Annotated in this window: 25 protein-coding genes and 1 riboswitch; of the genes, 15 read left to right on the forward strand and 10 right to left on the reverse strand. The window is 38.0% G+C overall.

Going from position 1 to position 20,121, the window contains the following annotated elements:
* Nucleotides 1–6: 6 nt before the first annotated feature.
* Genes FXW34_RS08425 through mnhG form a run of 6 tightly spaced genes read left to right on the forward strand, consistent with a single transcriptional unit; the run spans nt 7 to nt 3,332 of the window.
* Nucleotides 7–414, forward strand: coding sequence for a Na(+)/H(+) antiporter subunit B (locus FXW34_RS08425; protein WP_147533640.1), 408 nt, complete (start codon nt 7–9; stop codon nt 412–414).
* Nucleotides 414–755 (forward strand): Na(+)/H(+) antiporter subunit C, encoded by a 342-nt coding sequence (locus FXW34_RS08430; protein WP_147533533.1) that lies wholly within the window; start codon nt 414–416, stop codon nt 753–755. Before FXW34_RS08425 ends, FXW34_RS08430 begins: the two co-directional genes overlap by 1 nt.
* Nucleotides 748–2,229 carry a Na+/H+ antiporter subunit D gene (locus FXW34_RS08435; protein ID WP_147533534.1) on the forward strand — a complete coding sequence of 494 codons (1,482 nt, stop codon included), beginning with the start codon at nt 748–750 and terminating at the stop codon, nt 2,227–2,229. The genes FXW34_RS08430 and FXW34_RS08435 overlap by 8 nt, the downstream gene beginning before the upstream one ends.
* 5 nt (nt 2,230–2,234) lie before the next feature.
* On the forward strand, nt 2,235–2,711 hold the full coding sequence (locus FXW34_RS08440) for a Na+/H+ antiporter subunit E (RefSeq protein ID WP_147533535.1): 477 nt from the start codon (nt 2,235–2,237) through the stop codon (nt 2,709–2,711).
* Nucleotides 2,711–2,992, forward strand: coding sequence for a Na(+)/H(+) antiporter subunit F1 (locus FXW34_RS08445; protein WP_147533536.1), 282 nt, complete (start codon nt 2,711–2,713; stop codon nt 2,990–2,992). Before FXW34_RS08440 ends, FXW34_RS08445 begins: the two co-directional genes overlap by 1 nt.
* On the forward strand, nt 2,979–3,332 hold the full coding sequence (gene mnhG, locus FXW34_RS08450) for a monovalent cation/H(+) antiporter subunit G (RefSeq protein ID WP_147533537.1): 354 nt from the start codon (nt 2,979–2,981) through the stop codon (nt 3,330–3,332). The genes FXW34_RS08445 and mnhG overlap by 14 nt, the downstream gene beginning before the upstream one ends.
* A gap of 485 nt (nt 3,333–3,817) precedes the next feature.
* On the opposite strand, the gene FXW34_RS08455 is transcribed toward mnhG, so the two are convergent.
* Nucleotides 3,818–4,987, reverse strand: coding sequence for a cation:proton antiporter (locus FXW34_RS08455; protein WP_147533538.1), 1,170 nt, complete (start codon nt 4,985–4,987; stop codon nt 3,818–3,820).
* A 259-nt stretch (nt 4,988–5,246) separates the two neighbouring features.
* On the opposite strand from FXW34_RS08455, the gene FXW34_RS08460 reads away from it, so the two are divergent.
* The gene (locus FXW34_RS08460; RefSeq protein ID WP_147533539.1) at nt 5,247–6,479 is read left to right on the forward strand and encodes an aminopeptidase; all 1,233 of its coding nucleotides are present in this window, start codon (nt 5,247–5,249) and stop codon (nt 6,477–6,479) included.
* A gap of 144 nt (nt 6,480–6,623) precedes the next feature.
* Nucleotides 6,624–6,896: an acylphosphatase gene (locus FXW34_RS08465; RefSeq protein WP_147533540.1), complete on the forward strand. Its 273-nt coding sequence runs from the start codon at nt 6,624–6,626 to the stop codon at nt 6,894–6,896.
* A gap of 431 nt (nt 6,897–7,327) precedes the next feature.
* Here FXW34_RS08465 and queF read toward each other — a convergent pair whose 3' ends face one another.
* A complete protein-coding gene (gene queF, locus FXW34_RS08470; RefSeq protein ID WP_147533541.1) occupies nt 7,328–7,825 on the reverse strand; it encodes a preQ(1) synthase in 498 nt (165 codons plus the stop codon).
* A 340-nt stretch (nt 7,826–8,165) separates the two neighbouring features.
* Here queF and mscL point away from each other — a divergent pair, with 340 nt between their 5' ends.
* On the forward strand, nt 8,166–8,561 hold the full coding sequence (gene mscL / locus FXW34_RS08475) for a large conductance mechanosensitive channel protein MscL (RefSeq protein ID WP_147533542.1): 396 nt from the start codon (nt 8,166–8,168) through the stop codon (nt 8,559–8,561).
* A gap of 75 nt (nt 8,562–8,636) precedes the next feature.
* A complete protein-coding gene (locus FXW34_RS08480) occupies nt 8,637–9,272 on the forward strand; it encodes a Bax inhibitor-1/YccA family protein (protein WP_147533543.1) in 636 nt (211 codons plus the stop codon).
* Nucleotides 9,273–9,654: 382 nt separating this feature from the next.
* Here the strand turns inward: FXW34_RS08480 and FXW34_RS08485 are convergent, their stop codons facing one another.
* Nucleotides 9,655–10,995 (reverse strand): oligosaccharide flippase family protein, encoded by a 1,341-nt coding sequence (locus FXW34_RS08485; protein ID WP_147533544.1) that lies wholly within the window; start codon nt 10,993–10,995, stop codon nt 9,655–9,657.
* A gap of 130 nt (nt 10,996–11,125) precedes the next feature.
* Nucleotides 11,126–11,320: riboswitch (cobalamin riboswitch) on the forward strand.
* 146 nt (nt 11,321–11,466) lie between these two features.
* Here FXW34_RS08485 and FXW34_RS08490 point away from each other — a divergent pair.
* From FXW34_RS08490 to FXW34_RS08505, 4 genes are read left to right on the forward strand one after another with little or no spacing between them, the layout of a single operon-like run.
* Nucleotides 11,467–12,225: an energy-coupling factor ABC transporter permease gene (locus FXW34_RS08490; RefSeq protein WP_147533545.1), complete on the forward strand. Its 759-nt coding sequence runs from the start codon at nt 11,467–11,469 to the stop codon at nt 12,223–12,225.
* Nucleotide 12,226: 1 nt separating this feature from the next.
* A complete protein-coding gene (locus FXW34_RS08495) occupies nt 12,227–12,505 on the forward strand; it encodes an energy-coupling factor ABC transporter substrate-binding protein (RefSeq protein WP_147533546.1) in 279 nt (92 codons plus the stop codon).
* Between the two features lie 14 nt (nt 12,506–12,519).
* Nucleotides 12,520–13,296, forward strand: a complete 777-nt coding sequence (cbiQ, locus tag FXW34_RS08500) for a cobalt ECF transporter T component CbiQ (RefSeq protein WP_147533547.1) — start codon at nt 12,520–12,522, stop codon at nt 13,294–13,296.
* Nucleotides 13,297–13,317: 21 nt separating this feature from the next.
* Nucleotides 13,318–14,163, forward strand: a complete 846-nt coding sequence (locus FXW34_RS08505; RefSeq protein ID WP_147533548.1) for an energy-coupling factor ABC transporter ATP-binding protein — start codon at nt 13,318–13,320, stop codon at nt 14,161–14,163.
* A gap of 67 nt (nt 14,164–14,230) precedes the next feature.
* Here the strand turns inward: FXW34_RS08505 and FXW34_RS08510 are convergent, their stop codons facing one another.
* The 5 genes from FXW34_RS08510 to FXW34_RS08530 all read right to left on the reverse strand — a co-directional run bounded on the left by FXW34_RS08510 (nt 14,231) and on the right by FXW34_RS08530 (nt 17,823).
* A complete protein-coding gene (locus FXW34_RS08510) occupies nt 14,231–14,863 on the reverse strand; it encodes a response regulator transcription factor (protein ID WP_147533549.1) in 633 nt (210 codons plus the stop codon).
* Complete coding sequence (locus tag FXW34_RS08515) at nt 14,856–15,902, reverse strand: sensor histidine kinase (protein WP_147533550.1); 1,047 nt, start codon at nt 15,900–15,902, stop codon at nt 14,856–14,858. The genes FXW34_RS08510 and FXW34_RS08515 overlap by 8 nt, the downstream gene beginning before the upstream one ends.
* On the reverse strand, nt 15,899–16,633 hold the full coding sequence (gene liaF / locus FXW34_RS08520; RefSeq protein ID WP_147533551.1) for a cell wall-active antibiotics response protein LiaF: 735 nt from the start codon (nt 16,631–16,633) through the stop codon (nt 15,899–15,901). Before liaF ends, FXW34_RS08515 begins: the two co-directional genes overlap by 4 nt.
* A 174-nt stretch (nt 16,634–16,807) precedes the next feature.
* A complete protein-coding gene (locus tag FXW34_RS08525) occupies nt 16,808–17,452 on the reverse strand; it encodes a PspA/IM30 family protein (RefSeq protein ID WP_147533552.1) in 645 nt (214 codons plus the stop codon).
* Nucleotides 17,453–17,472: 20 nt separating this feature from the next.
* Entirely contained in the window at nt 17,473–17,823 is a 351-nt protein-coding gene (locus tag FXW34_RS08530; protein WP_147533553.1) for a lmo0954 family membrane protein, read from the reverse strand.
* Between the two features lie 186 nt (nt 17,824–18,009).
* Between FXW34_RS08530 and FXW34_RS08535 the strand changes: the two genes are divergently transcribed.
* Entirely contained in the window at nt 18,010–18,378 is a 369-nt protein-coding gene (locus FXW34_RS08535; protein WP_147533554.1) for a DUF1360 domain-containing protein, read from the forward strand.
* 250 nt (nt 18,379–18,628) lie between these two features.
* Here FXW34_RS08535 and FXW34_RS22870 read toward each other — a convergent pair whose 3' ends face one another.
* The gene (locus FXW34_RS22870; protein WP_187118887.1) at nt 18,629–18,787 is read right to left on the reverse strand and encodes a hypothetical protein; all 159 of its coding nucleotides are present in this window, start codon (nt 18,785–18,787) and stop codon (nt 18,629–18,631) included.
* A 67-nt stretch (nt 18,788–18,854) separates the two neighbouring features.
* Nucleotides 18,855–19,994: a trans-sulfuration enzyme family protein gene (locus FXW34_RS08540; RefSeq protein WP_147533555.1), complete on the reverse strand. Its 1,140-nt coding sequence runs from the start codon at nt 19,992–19,994 to the stop codon at nt 18,855–18,857.
* Between the last annotated feature and the right edge of the window lie 127 nt (nt 19,995–20,121).

Raw genomic sequence — 20,121 nt, forward strand, 5'->3', positions numbered from 1 at the left:
AACGATATGATCCTGCAAGTCTGTACAAAGGTTTGCTTGTTTATTATTATTTTATTTTCAGTTCATTCTTTCTTCGCTGGACATTACGAACCTGGTGGAGGCTTTATTGGTGGTCTTATGACATCAGGAGCTCTCGTGTTGCTATTAATTGCTTACGATATGAAAACACTTAAAAATATTTTACCGATCGATTTTAAATACCTTATTGCAGTAGGTTTATTATTCGCAGTAGGAACGGCTGCAGCTTCGTTATTTTTTAACGTCCCGTTTTTAACCCATGCATTTGGTGATGTTCAAATACCAATTTTAGGAGAAACAGCACTGCATACTGCCACATTATTTGATTTAGGAGTTTATTTGGTTGTTATCGGTGTAACGATGACCATTATTCAAACGATAGGGGAGGACGAATAATGGAAATATTAATGGCATTTGTCATTGGAATGTTATTTATGTCAGCAACCTATTTAATGCTTTCTAAAAGCCTACTTCGAATCATCGTTGGTACAGGACTTTTAAGCCATGGAGCCCACTTATTAATTTTAACAATGGGAAAAGTAAAACGAGGAGCTGCTCCTTTACTCGGTGAAAAAGCTTCTTCTTACTCTGATCCAATACCTCAAGCATTAATCTTAACAGCCATTGTGATTAGCTTTGGGGTAACGGCCTTTTTCCTTGTTCTTGCCTACCGAACCTATCAAGAGCTTGGGACTGATAATACTGAGAAATTGAGAGGAACAGAAGGAAATGATTAATTTTTTAATTCTGCCAATACTTGTCCCAATCTTAACGGGAATCCTTTTGCTCTTTCTACCGCGTCATATATATTTACAGCGTTGGATTTCCGCCATATCTACCTTTGGAACCGTTATGGTTGCAGCTAGTCTAGTCCAAAAAGTTTATCAAGACGGAATTCAAACACTTGATGTTAGCAGCTGGGAGGCTCCTTTTGGAATCACACTTGTCTCTGACATGCTGTCTGCGACACTTGTATTAACTACAAGCATCATTGCTTTTTTATGTATTCTCTACTCATGCTTCAGCATTGGGGAAGCACGTGAAAGATTTTACTATTATCCTATCGTTCAATTTTTAGTCGTTGGGGTCAATGGGGCTTTCACAACAGGAGACATTTTTAACCTATTCGTTTTCTTTGAAGTCATGCTCATGTCTTCCTACGTTTTACTTGTACACGGCGGTACAAAAATACAATTACGAGAATCGATTAAATATATTCTTGTTAATGTTATTTCATCCGCTCTCTTCGTGATTACTGTTGCTTATTTATATTCAGTTGTTGGTTCACTAAATATGGCCCATATATCTGAACGAATCAGTGAGGTTGAACAAAATGGCATTTTAACCGTCATTGCCATTCTATTTTTGATTGTGTTTGGATTAAAGGGAGCAATTTTCCCTTTGTATTTCTGGCTTCCAGGCTCCTATTATGCACCACCAACCCCAATTATGGCATTATTTGGAGCTCTGCTAACCAAAGTTGGCGTGTATTCTATTATGAGAACCTACAGTCTCTTCTTTTACCATGACTATGAATATACATATGGAATACTAATTTTCCTTTCACTGTTGACAATTATATTAGGAGTTATTGGTGCAATTGCCTATATGGATTTAAAGAAGATTATCATTTATAACATAATCGCAGCTATTGGTGTAATATTATTTGGCTTTGCTGTTATGTCATTGGATTCTGTTGCTGGAAGTGTATATTATATCGTTCACGATATGATAATCAAAGCCGCGTTGTTTCTAATAATCGGGATCATGATAAAGATTACGGGTACAAGCAATTTAAAGAAGATGAGCGGTTTAATTAAACGTTATCCAGGACTAGCTTGGACATTTTTCCTCGCAGCCGTATCTCTAGCAGGAATACCACCCCTTAGTGGCTTCTTCGGTAAACTGTTGATTATTAGAGGGGGTTTTACTGAAGGGTTCAATGTTGGGGCTGAAATTGTTCTTTTTTCCAGCTTATTAATCCTATTTAGTGTTATGAAAATTTTTATTTATGGTTTTTGGGGTGAGCCTCGCAGCTATCCTGAAGATGAAAAAACTCCTGTCAAATCCCTGTTAATAGCTCCTGTTATATTAGTAATTATATCTATTTTGATGGGAGTTGGGTCTGAAGCCATTTTTCCGTATATTTCATTGGCTGTGGAAACATTATTAAATCCTGACATCTATATTGATGCCGTGTTAAAGGAGTAGTGTAGATGGCATTTCAAATATTATTGAACCTATGTATGGCTATTATTTGGATGTTGTTTAAAAATTCCTATCAGCCTATGGATTTTTTTGTTGGTTATATGACAGGGTTGATCATAATATTTATTTTTAGACGTTTTTTTGATTCTCGATTTTACATATACAGAATTTTAGCGATTGTTCACCTACTACTAGTTTTTATAAGAGAGGTATTGCTCTCCAATATCGCTGTGCTAAAAATTGTCTTAGCTCCTAAGCTTGATATGAAACCAGGAATTTTCGCCCTACCAATTGGAATAACAAAAGATTGGGAAATCTACATTTTATCCTGTTTGATTACATTAACACCTGGGACGCTTGTTATGAAGGTGTCAAACGATCAAAAGACCTTATATATTCACGCTATGGATATTCCGGATATCGAGGAGTCCATTAACGGAATTAAAAACGGATTTGAAAGACTAATTAGGGATGTGAGCCGATAATGCTAGAAAATATAGTCGTGATTACGCTATTCACCATTGCTTGTTCTATGGTCTTACTAATCTACAGGGTAATAAAAGGACCAAGCACACCAGATCGAGTCATAGCTTTAGATGCAATTGGTATTAATCTTGTTGCATTTATCGCTCTAATATCAATCGAATTAAAAACAAGCGCCTTTCTAGACATTACGTTATTAATTGGAATTCTTGCTTTTATTGGCACAGTTACCTTTGCAAAATATCTTGAAAAAGGGGTAATCATAGACCATGACAGAGATTAGCCATTCTATCATCATCCTTTTCATTATTATCGGAGCCTTTTTAAACCTTGCTGCCGCTTACGGGGTTGTGAGACTTCCTGATGTCTATACTCGCAACCACGCTGCGTCAAAAGCAACAACCCTTGGAGTGGTGTTCCTATTATTAGCGACATTTTTATTCTTTTACATTGAAATGAACCTATTTCAATCAAGGTTAATCCTAACCATTGTATTTATTTTTCTAACCTCACCTGTCTCAGGTCATCTCATAAACAGAGCTGCATATAATTCCGGAGTAAAACTCTGGGACAAAAGTGTTCGGGATGATCTTGATGTAACAAAAAAAGAGGCTGGGACATAAGTTTTTCAGCTAAACAAAAAACCGAACTATCATGTGAAATTCTCACTTAGAATTTCCTAATAGTTCGGTTTTTTTAAATAGGCACTACCTTGAAATAACTGTGTGCTAATTTTTTTGCACGTGAGTCTGTTAATCCAAATGTTGATTTACTTGTGTTTAAAAATAAGCGGAAGAATTCCGCTTATTATGGGAAATACCCATATTTCCCTATAAATAACAGGAGTTTTTCCCCTTATTTCATAAAAATCACTGTATTTTGTCTTTTTGAGAGCAGTTAAGCGGAATTTCTCCTCTTATTTCAGATCAATTAGCCGCCCTAACATACAATAACGGGAAATTCTCCGCTTATTTTTTCTCATACCTTCATGAAAATCACCAATGAACTTTAATATTGTCTTCCATAAAATCATTTAGTTCTGTCCCGGCTCCTTTTTGATTATTTAATACGGGACAATGTCTAGTCAAAAACCTAAACGTAAGCAACACTACATTGATAGACTCTGACTATTATCAACTTGCCCCTTTTTCCTGGTTCCAAAAAATACTTTTAATAACGGAGGAGTGACAAGCGTCGTAACGATGACGACAATTATCATTGCCGTGAAATATTCCGTCGGCAACAGTCCGCTTTCTAAGCCCATCGCAGCTAATATTAATGCAACCTCTCCCCTTGAAATCATTCCGGCCCCAATACCCATTGATGATTTTGTATTAAATCCGGAAATCCGGGCACCAATTCCAGAGCCAATAAACTTAGATAAGATGGCGAGAACTGAGAAAATTGTAATAAATCCTACCTGGTTACCTATTCCCTCAAAAGACACAGCTAACCCAATACTTACGAAGAAGAAGGGTACAAAAACCCCATTGGCAATAGGCTCAATTTTATGCTCAATTTCTTCTTTAAATTTCGTTTGAGCAATGGCGATACCTGCAACGAACGTACCAATGATTCCAGCAACACCGAATGACTCTGCAAAATACGCAAACCCAAAACATACTATTAATGCTGCACTTAATATAGTCTCGGTAACTTTAAACCTAGAAAACAATTGGATAAATCTAGGTACTAACCATTTTGAAGCTAAAATAATAATAACAAAGAACAATATTTTCTTTCCTATGAGCAAAGCAAGATTCGTATCAGATCCAGCGAATAAACTCATCGCAATCGCAATTAAAATGACAACAATAATATCATCAAGCACGGCTGCACCTAATAATGCAGAACCTTCTTTACTATTTAACCAACCAAGTTCCCTTAAGGTTTGAACCGAGATGCTAACCGAAGTTGCCGATAATAATAAGCCGATAAAAATCGCTTCTTGGTTCGATAAGTCATAAATTTGTGCACCAAAATAACCTAATACGATAGGTGCAATAATCCCACCGACAGCAACAAGAATAGCTGCATTTTTGTTCTGATTTAAATCCTTCATGTTTGTTTCTAACCCTGCTAAAAACATTAACAGTAACACACCAATTTCACTAAAAACATCAAGAACTTCTGTATCATGCACCCATCCAAGAAGTGCAGGGCCCAACAAAATCCCAACGATAATTTTACCTAATACCGATGGCTGCCCGAGTCGAATACTTAACTGACCCGCAATTTTCGTCGCAAGTAAAATAATTACTATTTGTAAAATAAACATCGATTACCTCCAAATAAATTGTTTAAAAAATACAAAAGGAGCCCGTCACCAAGGGCATACTTCCCCCTTGGTGACAGGCTCCTCCAAAAAAACTGTATTTAATTTTATAGTCATTAATAATAATTATACAATAAATTCTACGAAAAAGACAGGAAAAAAGGTTAATTGGTAAGAATTACTTATAGTAGTGCATTTAGTTTCTTTTTCTTTCGTGAACCGATAAGATTAAGAAGGAACTTATGATAAAGGAGCGAATTCAATGAATGATTTTCAAACAAACTTAGAAAAATATGCCGAACTTGCCGTGAAAGTCGGAGTGAATCTCCAACAAAATCAAACCTTGGTTATCACTGCAACGACTGAGTCCTTAGAATTAGCGAGATTAATCGTTAAAAAGGCATATGAAAATGGCGCAGCAAACGTTATTGTAAATTGGCATGATGATATTGTATCAAAGCTGAAATACGATTTAGCTCCAGATGAATCTTTTCATGAATATCCAAAATGGCGTGCGAAAGAAGCTGAGGAATTAGCTGAAAACGGCGCAGCGTTCATGTCAATCGTCTCCTCTAGCCCTGATTTATTAAAAGGAGTGAATCCTGAGCGAATTGCTAATTTCCAAAAGGCAACAGGAAAAGCTCTGAAAGAATACCGTAAATACATCCTAACCGATAAAGTAAGCTGGACAGTAATTGCCGGCGCATCCGATGCTTGGGCAGCAAAGGTATTTCCAGATGAACCAGCTGAAACAAGAGTTCAAAAGCTATGGGATGCCATATTTAAAGCCACTCGCGTGGATAATGCTGATCCAGTTGAAGCCTGGAAACAACATGATGCGAACCTTCACGAAAAAGTTGCTTATTTAAATGGTAAACGCTATAAAAAGCTCCATTATAAAGCGCCTGGTACAGATTTAACTATTGAGTTAAACGACAAGCACCTATGGGTTGGTGCTGGCAGCATCAATGTTAAAGGTCATGAATTCATGGCTAATATGCCAACCGAAGAAGTTTTTACGGTACCATTAAAAAATGGAGTAAATGGTGTCGTCTCTAGTACTAAGCCATTAAGCTATGGTGGCAACATTATCGATAACTTTACAATCAAATTTGAGAATGGCCGGATTGTCGATTACAAAGCTGAGGAAGGCGAAGAAATACTCAAACGTCTAGTTGAAACTGATGAAGGCTCACATTATTTAGGTGAGGTAGCCCTAGTTCCTTATCATTCTCCGATATCCCAATCAAATATTTTATTTTACAACACTTTATTTGATGAGAACGCTTCCAATCATTTAGCAATCGGTAGCGCTTATTCCTTCTGTATCGAAGGCGGCAAAAATATGTCACCAGAAGAATTAGCAGAAAACGGCTTGAACGAAAGCCTAACTCATGTTGATTTTATGATTGGTTCAAGTGAGATGGATATTGACGGAATTACGGCTGACGGAAAAATAGAACCTGTTTTCCGCAACGGAAATTGGGCGTTTTAGTGACATCTTGCATTTAGTTTAGTATGATAGGGTTAATGAATCTATTGTAATAGAACTTAGCGAGTGAAATCATCCACCACTAAGTCAGATAAATAAACAAGCTTCTTAGAATGATCAGCGTAGATTAACCGGAGGGAATTAACATTGAAGCAAATCCATCTAACTGTTTTTGGTAGAGTTCAAGGTGTGGGATTTCGATATTTTTCACAAATGAAGGCCATTCAACATGGCATCCATGGTTGGGTTCGCAATTGTGATGACGGATCTGTCGAAATAATTGCTGAGGGAACAGGGGAAAACCTACAGTTATTTTTAGAAGATGTTCGAAGAGGAAATCCTTTTTCCACAGTGGACGATATTGCCATTAAAGAAATGGATAAAACAGACGGGTATCATTCTTTCAAGATAAAATATTAATGGCAGCCAAGATGGCTGCCTTTTTTCTAGTTGATATATTCATTCTGAACATAGTTTAGTGTCTAGCTACGGCGGTTAGTGGCTCGGGGTCACAAGCCAATCCGTCCAAATGGTCAAAGAACGACCTTTTGACCGGCTCGTCTTAAGCTTGTCGGGGCTGACCGAACCGCCTTCGCTTTTCTATCATCTAGCTGCGGCGGCTAACCCCTCGAGGTCTTAAGCCAATCCGTCCAAAAGGGTCAAAGAACAACCTTCTGACCGGCTCGTCTTAAGCTTGTCGGGGCTGACCGAGCCGCCTTCGCTTTTCTATCATCTAGCTGCGGCGGCTAACCCCTCGAGGTCTTAAGCCAATCCGTCCAAAAGGTCAAAGAACAACCTTCTGACCGGCTCGTCTTAAGCTTGTCGGGGCTGACCGAGCCGCCTTCGCTTTTCTATCGGTTATCAATTTTTTCTGGGTACAAATCATGATTCATTAAGCGATAATCGGCCATTTCTACATACTTTGTTCCTGGCTTACCGTAATTGACGTATGGATCAATTGAAATTCCACCTCTTGGGGTAAATTTCCCCCATACCTCAATGTATTTAGGATCCATTAATGCAACCAAGTCATTTAGGATAATATTCATGCAATCCTCATGGAAATCTCCGTGGTTGCGGAAACTAAATAGGTATAGCTTTAGCGATTTACTTTCTACCATTTTCGGTCCAGGAATATAGCTAATATAAATCGTCGCAAAATCAGGTTGACCAGTCTTTGGACACAGACTTGTGAATTCTGGGCAATTAAATTTAACAAAATAATCCCTGTTTGGATGTTTATTATCAAATACCTCAAGTATATCTGGAGAGTATTCAAATAAATATTTCGTACCTTGATTACCAAGTAAAGTAATCTCGGTTAGCTCTTCATCTTTTCTACCTGCCATAAAAAAATCCTCCTTATTAAGCGGAATTCCAACCCATACTATAGGGGAAAAATAGTAAGGCTGTCAACGGACAATTATGGTAACACTAAAGGACATAAATTCTCAAGAATCTTGTTGAGTACTTGGTTTGGGCGGTGACTTGTTAATTATGTACTCAATCACCCTTATTGACTGCTTGGTTTGAGCGATGGATTGTAAATTAAGTACTCAATCACCCTTATTGACTGCTTGGTTTCGGCGATGGATTGAAAATTAAGTACTCAATGACCCTTATTGGGTGCATATTTTTGGAATCGCATTAAAAATAAGAATAGAATCTATTATAAAAGGAGGCTTTATTGTGTTTCAGGAATTTAAGAAATTTGCGTTAAAAGGAAATGTTGTTGACCTTGCCATTGGGGTCATTATTGGTGGTGCATTCGGAAAAATTGTAACTTCACTTGTTAATGACTTAATTATGCCACTAATTGGTCTATTGGTAGGTGGGGTTGATTTCAGTAAGCTTTCCTTTAAGGTTGTTGATGCAGAGGTTAAATATGGTGCCTTTCTCCAAACTGTTGTTGATTTTCTTATAATTGCTTTTACCATCTTTATGGTCATTAGAATGTTTAATCGCTTTAAAAAGAAGCAGGAAGAACAACCGGTTACTGTCGCTAATCCTGATAAAAAGGAACAACTGCTCACTGAGATCCGTGATCTCCTGAAGCAAAATGCTTCGTCCAAGCAAAATCCTTAAATAATTTAAAAAAGATGAAACTAACTCGTACAATTATCGTATGATTAAAATATATCAATCTACGAGGTGAACTAAATGTACGCACATTCACAAACTCAATATTTACCATCAGTACTACGGACTTTTGCGCTTTCACTGGCAATATCCGTTATCGGTATGGCCGCAGGTGTGTTTGTTCCACCAGCACTATTTTTACCGCTAATTATCCTAGAGTTCGTTCTACTTATTAGTGCCTTTTTCTTTAGAAAGAGAAAAGCAATCGGGTATACTTTCGTATATTTCTTTACCTTTATATCAGGAATCACCACCTATCCGATTATTGCTCATTATCTTTCCATTATTGGCGCTAATGCCGTGTTTATGGCATTTGGAACGACAGCAGTTGTCTTTACTGGACTTGCAGTTTATGCATCAACAACAAAGCGTGATTTATCATTTTTAGGCGGGATGCTATTTGCAGCATTACTTGCGCTTGTTGCGATTAGTATTTTCAACTTAATATGGCCATTAAGCTCAACTGGAATGCTTGCATTTTCATTCATCGGCGTTTTAGTATTTAGCGGATATGTTCTGTTTGATTTTAACCGTATGAAGCACTATGGTGTGAGCGCTGAGGAAGTTCCATTAATGGCTCTCAACCTATATCTTGATTTCATCAATCTATTCATAAACATCCTCCGTATCTTTGGGATTTTGGGTAGTGATGATTAAGCCAGTAAGTACTAGCGCTTTTATACGTATTACTAATTATTAATGATTACTTAAATAAAGAAAGTGGAGTAAAATAGCATTCTCCACTTTCTTTTTTTTATGAAATCTTGGTGATATAGGCGTTGGGCACTGTTGTGTTGACTTCATTTTTCTTTTCCTTGTATCTAATATGTATTGTTTCATTGAGACCCCCAATGACACACTTTCCCCATTTTCTCCTTGAGTTTTGTTTCATTGAGACCCCCAATGATACACTTCCCGCATTTTCTCCTTTGGTTTTGTTTCATTGAGACCTCCAATGATACTTTCTACACATTTTCTTCGTATAAACAAAAAATAAGGCAGCCCATAATTAAAACTTTCGGACTGCCTTTTTTGCTGCTTATACTCTTCTTTCGTATGGATCGTCGAAGCTCGTTTTGGATCGGAAGGTGATGCCGATTTTTTTACAAATCGTTAAATAATGCATCAGTGTCAGCAAAACAATCCCACCATTCATGCCGATAATAATTCCTCCCATATGGAACTGATACGAGGATCCAAGGAAATACATGAGCGAAAAAGAAAACAGCGTGGACCAGACGGTATGAATAAACGCATCCTTCACCAGTCCAAGACCGATTAAATAGGCTTGCATTGGAATGACGAAATAATGGAACAGGAAAAATGGCCAAAGCATTTGTAAATACCAGGCAGCCGCCTTTGAATCGAAAAATAAAGAGGTTAACGGCTCTGCAAAGATGTAAAAAATCGAAACCGCCACACTACCATAGGCGAGTGTTGCCAGCATTACATTTCGGAGGAGCTTCCGCAATCTAGCGAAATCATAATCTGCATACGCTTTTGACACAGTTGGAATTAACATAATTAAAAAGGAATGAGCAATGAACGCCGGGAAAAAGCCGATGGACATCGCTACACCAGCTAGTAAGCCAAATTGCTCAGTAGCCACTGCGGCAGTTAAACCTGATTTGACTAAAGCAAACTTAATCAAGAATGGCTCAATTGCATTTGTTAAAGCATTAAATAGTCTAAGGCCTGTAGTAGGCACCGAAACCGCCATCAAGCTTTTCTGGACCTCTCTCCGTGAAATATGCTTAATTGGCTGTTGTTTAAGCTGCTGAAATTGAATAAAAAACATGTGGACTAAGTAAATAAATACAACTAATTCACTACCAACCAAAGCACAAAGCGCAATCAAAACAGATGTCTCAATCTTAAAATCAAACAGTTGGAATAATAAAACTAATAAACCCAATTGCAATAGCTTTCTTAAGAAATTAGCAACCGCAATCTTCCCCATTTGGTGCTTACCCATAAAAAAACCTCTCGCAATCGAAGAAAACGCCACAATTGGAATCAAAATTACGACAAGCCACCGTATCCGCGGGTCATATGCATCAAACACCGGAACGAACGGCAAGATTAACATCGCTGCAATAAACAGTACGCACGTTAAGATTATCGCCAGTCGAAGTGCATGTTGTAGCATACTGTGGTGATATTTATTCTCTCTTTCTGCAACGAATTTTGAAATAGAAACGGGCATCTCAAAGCTTGACAGGAGAAAGATAAGGAACACAGTTGGCAAAATCGTCATATACAGCCCCATGCCCCGTTCTCCTAATTCTCTCGCAAGAACCATGTTAACCAGGAATTCAACACATTCACTTATGAAGGCTGCTCCAATTAGCAGCATCGTTCCGCGTAATATCGTATTCATGCGATTCTCCTTACAGTTTGTCTTTCCTTTTACTAAACTTATGTGACAAGCTAGGATATTATTTACAAAAATTTCGAAAAGGAAAAAAACACTGACAGTCATGAATAGTTATGTTAAAATACAGAAAATAACAAATAATTCTAAAATAGGTGCTAATACATTTCACTATGTATATTTAGCTTAAAAGGGAAGTTCGGTGAAAATCCGACACGGTTCCCGCCACTGTAATTCGGAGCAAGCTGCAAGAAGTCACTGCTATCATAGCGGGAAGGCGCAGCGAGCAAGGAAGTTAAGTCAGGAGACCTGCCTATTTTGAGACATAATTTACCTACGGGAGATAGGAGAGATGTGTTACGAGCAAAAGGTTTTTCAATCTTTTTTATACTTGTAATCGTTTTTCTGAAGCATTTAAACTCTCTGGGTTTAAATGCTTTTTTATTTTGCGCAAATTGAAGTAAGGGAGATTTTGTAATGAGGAAAAAATCATTGTCATCTTGGATAATGTTAATGCTAGGATTGACTGTTTACTTTTGGGTTAATTCTTCGGTTGAAGCTTTCGCTATGCATATCATGGAAGGTTTTTTGCCAGTTGGTTGGGCTCTTTTTTGGTGGGCTTTAACACTACCATTTATCATGATTGGCTTAAAGTCTATTCGAAAAAAGCTTAAGGAAAACCCTGAATTAAAAACATTGCTTGGTTTATCTGGAGCTTTTGCGTTTATATTATCAGCATTAAAAATTCCTTCGGTAACTGGTAGCAGCTCTCACCCAACTGGAGTTGGACTAGGAGCCATCATATTTGGACCTACTGCAATGAGTGTTTTAGGCACAATCGTTCTATTATTTCAGTCACTATTACTTGCCCATGGCGGAATCACAACATTAGGTGCAAATGCATTTTCGATGGCGGTTGTCGGTCCGATGCTAGCTTATGGTACTTTCAGATTCGGACGTAAACTAAACCTACCTTTTGCACTTACAGTATTTCTGGCTGCCACTTTAGGCGATTTAGGCACATATATTGTTACTTCCGTTCAATTAGCGCTTGCGTTCCCAGCTGAAGTTGGTGGTTTTTTAGCTTCATTCATAAAATTTTCCAGCATATTTGGCTTAACACAAATTCCATTAGCCATTAGCGAAGGTTTATTAACTGTCATCGTCATGAATTTATTGCAAAAATACAATATGCCGGAGCTTAGTAAACTACAAATTCTAAAGGGGGCGAACTAACGTGAAAAATTTCATTCTACTACTATTTGTCATTTTGTTAGCGATTGTTCCGCTATTTCTTCTACAAGGTGCAGAATTCGACGGAGCTGATGGACAGGCAGAAGAAGCCATTGCAGAAATTGCACCTGATTACGAGCCGTGGTTCAGTTCTTTTTGGCAGCCTCCAAGTGGCGAAATTGAAAGTTTACTATTTTCATTGCAAGCGGCAATCGGAGCCATCATCATTGGCTATGTGATGGGTTTTAGCTCAGCACGAAAAAAGTATTCCACAAAAGAATGAGTATAAGATAAACGATGTTGAACATTGACCATTACGCATATACAAACGGATTAAAAGATGTTCACCCGATTGAAAAGGTAAGTTTTACTTTTATTTATTTGTTTTTTTCGATTATCACAAAAAACATATGGATAACAGGTTTAACCTTTATCATCATGACCTTGAGTGTTGTGTTAGCAGCCAAAATCCCTTTCAGGCAATTCGTAAAGCTATTACTTTTGCCTAGCCTTTTCTTATTAACTAGTATCATCTCAATACTATTTTCTATTGCTCCGATTGATACAAACAACCTTGAGCCCCTGTGGAAACTTGAAATCGGAGTTTGGCAATTTTACATTAGTTCACGTTCTGCTAATCAGGCTATTCATCTGTTTGCAACGGTTTTAGCAAGTATTAGTAGCTTGTACTTTCTTATTTTAACTACTCCATTACATCAGCTAATGTGGGTGCTGCAAAAAGTAAAACTACCCACTCTTTTTATTGAATTAGTGGGCTTAACCTACCGATTCATTTTCGTTCTTTTTGATAAGATGAGCGAAATTCACCTCGCGCAGTCTAGTAGATTAGGTTACCAAAATTATAAAACCTGGTTCTCGTCGATTGCGCAGCTTACGGTTAGTTTATTTATCAAATCGATTCAGTCCTCCAGAGAGTTACAATATTCAATCGATAGTCGTGGTGGTGATGATGGCTTGTATGAAGTAGATATGAGACTAAAATACAATCGTTTGAATATCGTAGCTATCGTTGTCTCGATGGTTGTTCTTTTCATAATAATGATTTTTACTTAGATAAAAAAGAGGTAGTTTGAAATGATGTCACCTATTCTTTCTTTAAAAAATATTACGTATCAATATCCCGACGGAACCATTGCTCTAAACGATATTTCTTTGTCATTAGATCCTGGAAAAAAGATTGCCTTAATCGGTAATAATGGTGCTGGAAAATCAACACTCTTCTTGCTTCTGAACGGAATATTAAAACCGACAAGCGGTAATTTAATATTTAATGGCGAAAAATTAACCTATAAACGCAAGGAAATTAAGCTACTACGAAAGCTTGTGGGGATTGTTTTTCAAAACCCGGAAACTCAATTATTTTCCTCGAGCATCTATGAGGATATCAAATTTGGACCTAAAAATTTAGGATTGTCCCAATTGGAACTTGAAAAAGTCGTCCAAGATGCGATGGTGCTAACAGAAACTGAAGCATTAAAAGATAAACCGCCTCATTTTTTAAGTATCGGACAGAAAAAGCGCGTTGCGATTGCTGGCATTATTGCCATGAATCCAAGGCTTATGATCTTGGATGAGCCCACTGCTGGGCTAGACCCTTATTATTCAAAAAAAATCATGAGTCTATTAGAAGACATTCACAATAAAAACCGGACAATTATTCTTTCGACACACAATGTTGATCTTGCCTATGAATGGGCTGATGAAATTATCGTTTTACATGATGGAAAAATTATCGAACAAGGTGCACCTTGCGAAGTGTTTCAAAATGAAGCAGCAATCAAACTTAGTCATTTAGAAAAACCCTGGGTTATCGAGGTTTTCGAAAAATTACAGGATGGATTGGGGCCCCAAAATCAACAATATCCAAAATCAAAACAAGAGTTATTTAAAATGCTAAAAACACAAAAAACCTTATGCTGATTAACTTTCTTAGTTCAGCATAAGGTTTTATTTTTACAGAGTATGCTCATAATCTCATCATTGCTACCTACTGCACAAGCGCATGCTTGAACGCATAAATGACCGCTTGAGTTCGGTCTTGTACACCTAATTTACTTAAAATATTGCTCACATGGGTCTTGACGGTTTTTAAAGCAATAAATAGCTCGTCGGCAATTTCCTGGTTTGTTTTACCTTCTGCCATTAATAGCAATATTTCCATTTCTCTCGTCGTTAACTCCTCATGAGGAAGTAAAGTTTGCTTTTGGCGCATTTTCAGCATCATTTTTCCGGTTACTTCAGGCTCAAGCACCGATTGACCATGGTATGTATCACGAACTGCATTGGCAATTTCACTTGCCTTTGAGGTTTTCAGCATATAGCTTGTTGCACCTGCTTCAAGCGCTGGATATACCTTCTCATCATCTAAAAAGCTCGTCACAATGATGATTTTTGCCTCTGGCCAGCTTTCGATGATTCGCCTTGTTGCCTCAATACCATCCATTTCCTTCATAACTAAATCCATCAAAATGATGTCCGGACGCAAGGAAAGGGCAAGCTCCACGCCTGTTTTGCCATTATCCGCTTCACCGACGACCTCGATGTCAGGCTGAGCTGATAAATAAGAGCACACTCCAATTCTGACCATTTCATGATCATCCACAAACACGACTTTAATCATTGCTTTCCTCTCCTTTCAACATCCGAGGTATTTTAACTTCTAAACGAGTACCCTTATTAGGCAGACTGATGATTTTTACCGATCCGCCAATTTCAAGAGCACGTTCATATATATTTTGCAGCCCATATGAGCCAGCCTTTCGATTTTCAACATCAAAACCAATCCCATCATCAGCTACACGCAAAATAATAAAGTCATCTCTTTCAATTAATAAAACATCAAGCTTAGAAGCTTTAGCATGCCTTAGTGTATTCGAAACCGACTCTTGCAATATCCGAAATAAATGATCTTCTACGCCTTTATCTAAAGTGAGCTCCTCGATTTTCCAGGTAATCGCCATGGAAACCTTTTGTGCTAATTCATTTAATAGCTCCTTCATGCCTTCTTTCAGCGATTTCCCTTTAAGAGCAACGGGGCGTAAATGAAGTAGCAGTGCGCGCATTTCCAATTGCGACTGATGAATCATTTCCTCGACTAATTTCAATTGTTTAGTCTCTCGGGTCTCAGTATCAGTTTTATTTTCATTAATGGCTGACATCATCATCGAGGCTGCAAATAATTGCTGACTTACTGAATCGTGGAGCTCGCGAGCTAGCCGATTTCGTTCCTGCGAGATGATTTCCTGGATTTGGCTTTCCTGCCCCTCCACCTTTTCAGTAGCGAGCTTTTGCGATAGCTTAACTTGTTCACTCATCTGCTTTTGAAGCTTTTCTATTCGTTTGCCGATAGATTCTAATTCGATAAACCCATTTTGAAGTTGCACTTCAACCGGTCGACCTTCCTCTAGCTCATGCAGCAACTGATCAACGGTTCTTAACTGCTTACGCCAATTTAAGCCAGCAATGATACCAAAAATAATCCCAATGGCTATACTAACGCTTGGAACAGAGATGATAAAAGGGATATCCAATACCTCCCTTTTCCAAAGCTCACTCCAATCATCAAGCGGAAACGCGATTAAGTACCCTGCTGAAATCAGTAAAAACAAAATGAGCGAGATGAATACTCCCATGATTACTTGTCTTTGAACCATGCTCATATTCTTCTCACCTCAATATCACCAATTAACAATGAGGTAACTATTTTAATTTTTTGTTTCTGTTGGTCATAGTCCGCGGTCTGGACATGAACGTTTTGATTGAACATCTTATCGCCATGGAAATGGAGAATATCAACATTCCCTACGATAACGGAATGATGCACACTTACCTCAATATCATATGGTACGAGAATCTGAACCTTCCCAATCACATTTCGAATAAAGATTACTATCTCTGCTTCTGGAAGTACCGTATAACTTAAGTCGATTACAGTATCCCCAACCCATGTTTGGATATTGATATCATCCCATTCATAGGTATGCTCTGGTGTTTTTTGATCCCCGAACATGACATTCTTAAACAACGGTTCACGGGTGATGAGCTCCTCCCCAGCAGGTTGAGCGGCTGGTTCCTTCACGATAGGCATAATTAAATTCGGCTTTTTCTTAGTTTGGGCAAATTGGATTAATAAATAGATGAAGACAGCTAGCACAAGAAAGCGAAATGTAATCATCCCTAAGATGCTGACAGCTAAAAAGAGAATACCAACCCAGAACAGGAATTTTCCTTTTTTCTTTTCCAGACGATTTCTACCAATATAAACCATTCCAGCAGCCACTAGAAGTGAGAAGATTAGGCCTTTATTAAAAAACAAAACCTCTAACAATAGGAGTATTAGACTCATTAATAACAACCAACTGAAATAGTCATTTTTCATTTTTCCTAGCATGGCCAAACCTCCCTTCTTCGAAAAGCGTAAGCGGCATGTAATCTTGTAACTCGAGGCCTTAGTCGCTTTCGCTAAACATCATCATCGTGACTGCTAGTAAATAATATGTTTCAAGTGTGGTGCAAAAGGCGTAGAAAAAACTCCTACGCCCTTTTAGAATATCAGTTTTAGTGATTAGATAGAAATATTTTCATCATTTTTCGCTTGTTTTTCCAATTGTGCTATCTTTGCATCAATCGTATTGCGGTAGTAAGCGCTATTTACCTGCTGCTCCAGGCGATCAAGATATGATTCGATTTCATTAAATTTTGAGAAAGAGTGATTAGAGTAGCTAGGGTTTTCTAATACTTGATTAATTTTGTTGTGTGCTCTTGTTACATTTTCGCGACCCATTAATTCCATGCGGCGAATGTGCATGTCTTTTAATTTATGCTTCATTTCTTCATATTTTTGCTCCAACTCTGTTAGCTGACTAAGCACCGTTTGTAGTGATTCCTTTAAATGTAATGCGCGCTCTTCATATTGAAGCTTCTCGTTTAATGCAAATTGGTGAAGCTCAGTTTCTCCGGCTTGCGCAGCGATTTCTGCCTGACGGCTTCGTTTAGTCGCTAATTCAAGTGCTTGCTGATATTCACGGCCAAATTGATCCTTCAAAGTATATTGACGTTCAAGAAGCTTACGTACCTTTTCAGTTTCTGCTTCACTTTCGCGTAAATACTGGTTTAATAAAGCGATAGGATTTTTCTGCTCCTTTTTGTCAATTACCTCATTCAAATCTGCTAATACCACATTTTTAATACGAGTAAATAAGTTTGCCATTTGATCATCTCTCCTAATCATTAATTTTTGTTAAGCTCAGACCATTGTTTTTCAAAGTTCGTAAACGGATCATTATCTTCAACGATCACTGAACTGTTGCCCACTTTATTCCAATTTTTATATACAAGGTAAAGAATATAAGCTGCAGCAACTGCTAAAATTGCAGGAGCATTAGCCGCAGAAGCCATCAACATCGCTACCCCAATTAGACCCCAACAGATTTTTGCAAACAGCTTATCTGCCTTCAAAAACTTTTTAAATACGAAGTATAAAATAAACAAGCTAATTGCTAAACCTACCACTGATCCTAAGTTTGATAACAACACGATTGCTGCAATTCCACCTGCTAGTAATAAACCAAATTTTTTCATGTTTGACTTCCTCCTTTCATGTATTCATCTTACCTTTTTACCCAATTTCTCATAACGTGCCTAAGCTTGATTTTCATCTCGGACTTAAGGCTTAGTCGGGATAAGACCGTCGTTGGAAGTGTTACATAATCAGGATTTTTAGTGGTGAAACTAAAGGAAAATGCCGTTCAATAAGGGGACTTTTACATGAAAAATATCACCTGGATGACCTATATCATGCTAATTTTAGCGAGCTACCGTCTAACCCATTTGATTGTTTTTGATAAAATTACTGAGTTTTTGCGCAAGCCGTTTATGAAGAAAATCGAGGTACAAACCGGGCACGGTCCGAAGAAAAAGGATGTTCCCCGAAACCTGTTCGGCTATTTATTGAATTGTTATTGGTGTGCAGGGGTGTGGAGCGCAATATTTTTAGGAAGCTTTTATTTACTTTCCCCGAAATATGCCTTTGTTTTAATATTTATTTTATCCATTGCTGGGGCTCAAGCCATTATTGAAACATTTGTCGGCGTGAATATTAAGAAAGTGGATTATTATGCGAAGAAAGATGATTAGCATAGAGGTCGGTTGATATGTTATTTGCCATTTTCTCGATTTATTTGCCAAAATCGAGATTTATTTGCCATTTTTCTGATTTACTTGCCAAAATCCTAATTTACTTGCCAAAATCCTAATTTACTTGCCAAAATCCTGATTTACTTGCCAAAATCCTAATTTACTTGCCAAAATCCTAATTTACTTGCCAAAACCCTAATTTTTTTACAAACTTAAAGAGCGCTCATTTCAAAAATGAGCGCCCTCGCTATTAATCCTTAGATAAATCCATATCCTGATCCTTTATATCCGGCTGTCTGCTGCCTTTTTCACCTGTTGTGAATTCGACTAGCTCTTCACTAGTACGATTGCCAAGCTTACTATTATTATTGCGGTTTGCATTTGCGTTCCCTAATTTTGTTCTGCCCACACTTTCAGCTCCTTTGTTCTATTGTCAAAGGTAGTATGAGACAGATTCAAGAGGTTTATTCCGATTATTATTTCAAAGCAGAAGCAATTGCCTGCTCAAATATCTCGATAACATCCTCTGCGTGCTCGATACCAACTGAAATGCGAACCACTTCAAAGGTGATACCTAATGCATCTCTTGCCTCCTGCGGTAAAGCCCGATGGGAAGTAATCACCGGATGAGACACCGAGGTTTCAACACCTGCTAATGTCGGTGCGATTTTTACCCAGGATAGATTTTTAAAGAATTCATTTACATCAACTGTATTGCCCAATTCAATCGTTACAATTGCACCGTACCCATTCTCCCCTTGCTCAAATGGGTAATACACATTTTTAACAGCTGGATTTTTCACTAATGCATCTGCAAGTGCCCGCGCGTTTTTTGATTGACGCTCCATCCGCAAAGCGAGCGTTTTTAAACCACGTGTTGTTAACCATGCTTCAATCGGACTAACATTTGTACCTAGATTAACGACCTTTGCCCGAGCTTTCTCAATCAAATCTGCTCTACCGACAAGCACACCTGCTGTTACATCACTATGTCCACCGATATACTTTGTCGCACTGTGAACAACTAAATCAACGCCTTTCGTATAAGGCTGGCAATGATATGGAGTTGCAAACGTATTGTCCACAAGTGTGATAAGCTCATGCTTTTTAGCAATTTCCACAAATTCCTCGATATCTTGGACGCGCAAAAGTGGATTAGTAATTGATTCGGTGTAGAGTAATTTTGTATTTGGCTTGATGGCTGCCTCAACTTGCTCAAGCTCGTTGAAGGCAACAAACGTAACCTCAATACCGAACTGATTTAATTCTTCTTTTAATAGCTGGAAGCTACCTCCGTACAAATCCTCCGCTGCAACGATATGATCACCATTTTTCACGATTGCTAGTACTCCGGCCATGATAGCTGACAGACCTGAAGATGTTGTCACTCCTGCTGGTGCAGCTTCCAATCCAGCAACTGCTTCTGCCAACTCATCCGTATTTGGATTGCCGACCCGAGAATATAAGTAATTTCCTTGTCCTTGATAGTAGCCCTCTAGTTCATCAAGGTCACTAAACGTAAATGCAGTCGTTTGGTAAATCGGCGTTACTTTGCTTTTGATTGGCAATTTACCTTTTTTTACATTATGTAATACTTCTGTTTCAAACCTGGCCAACCTGTTCACCTTCTTTTATGAATAAAAAAACTTATCTGAAAATATACGATGAATATAACAATATCTCCGTAATTCGTCAATCCCGATTGGAAAAATCAACATTTAAAACCGCTTTCAATGCCGACTT

It is taken from the genome of Bacillus marasmi (assembly GCF_902168435.1).
In the GTDB taxonomy this organism is placed as follows: Bacteria; Bacillota; Bacilli; order Bacillales; family Cytobacillaceae; genus Bacillus_BU; species Bacillus_BU marasmi.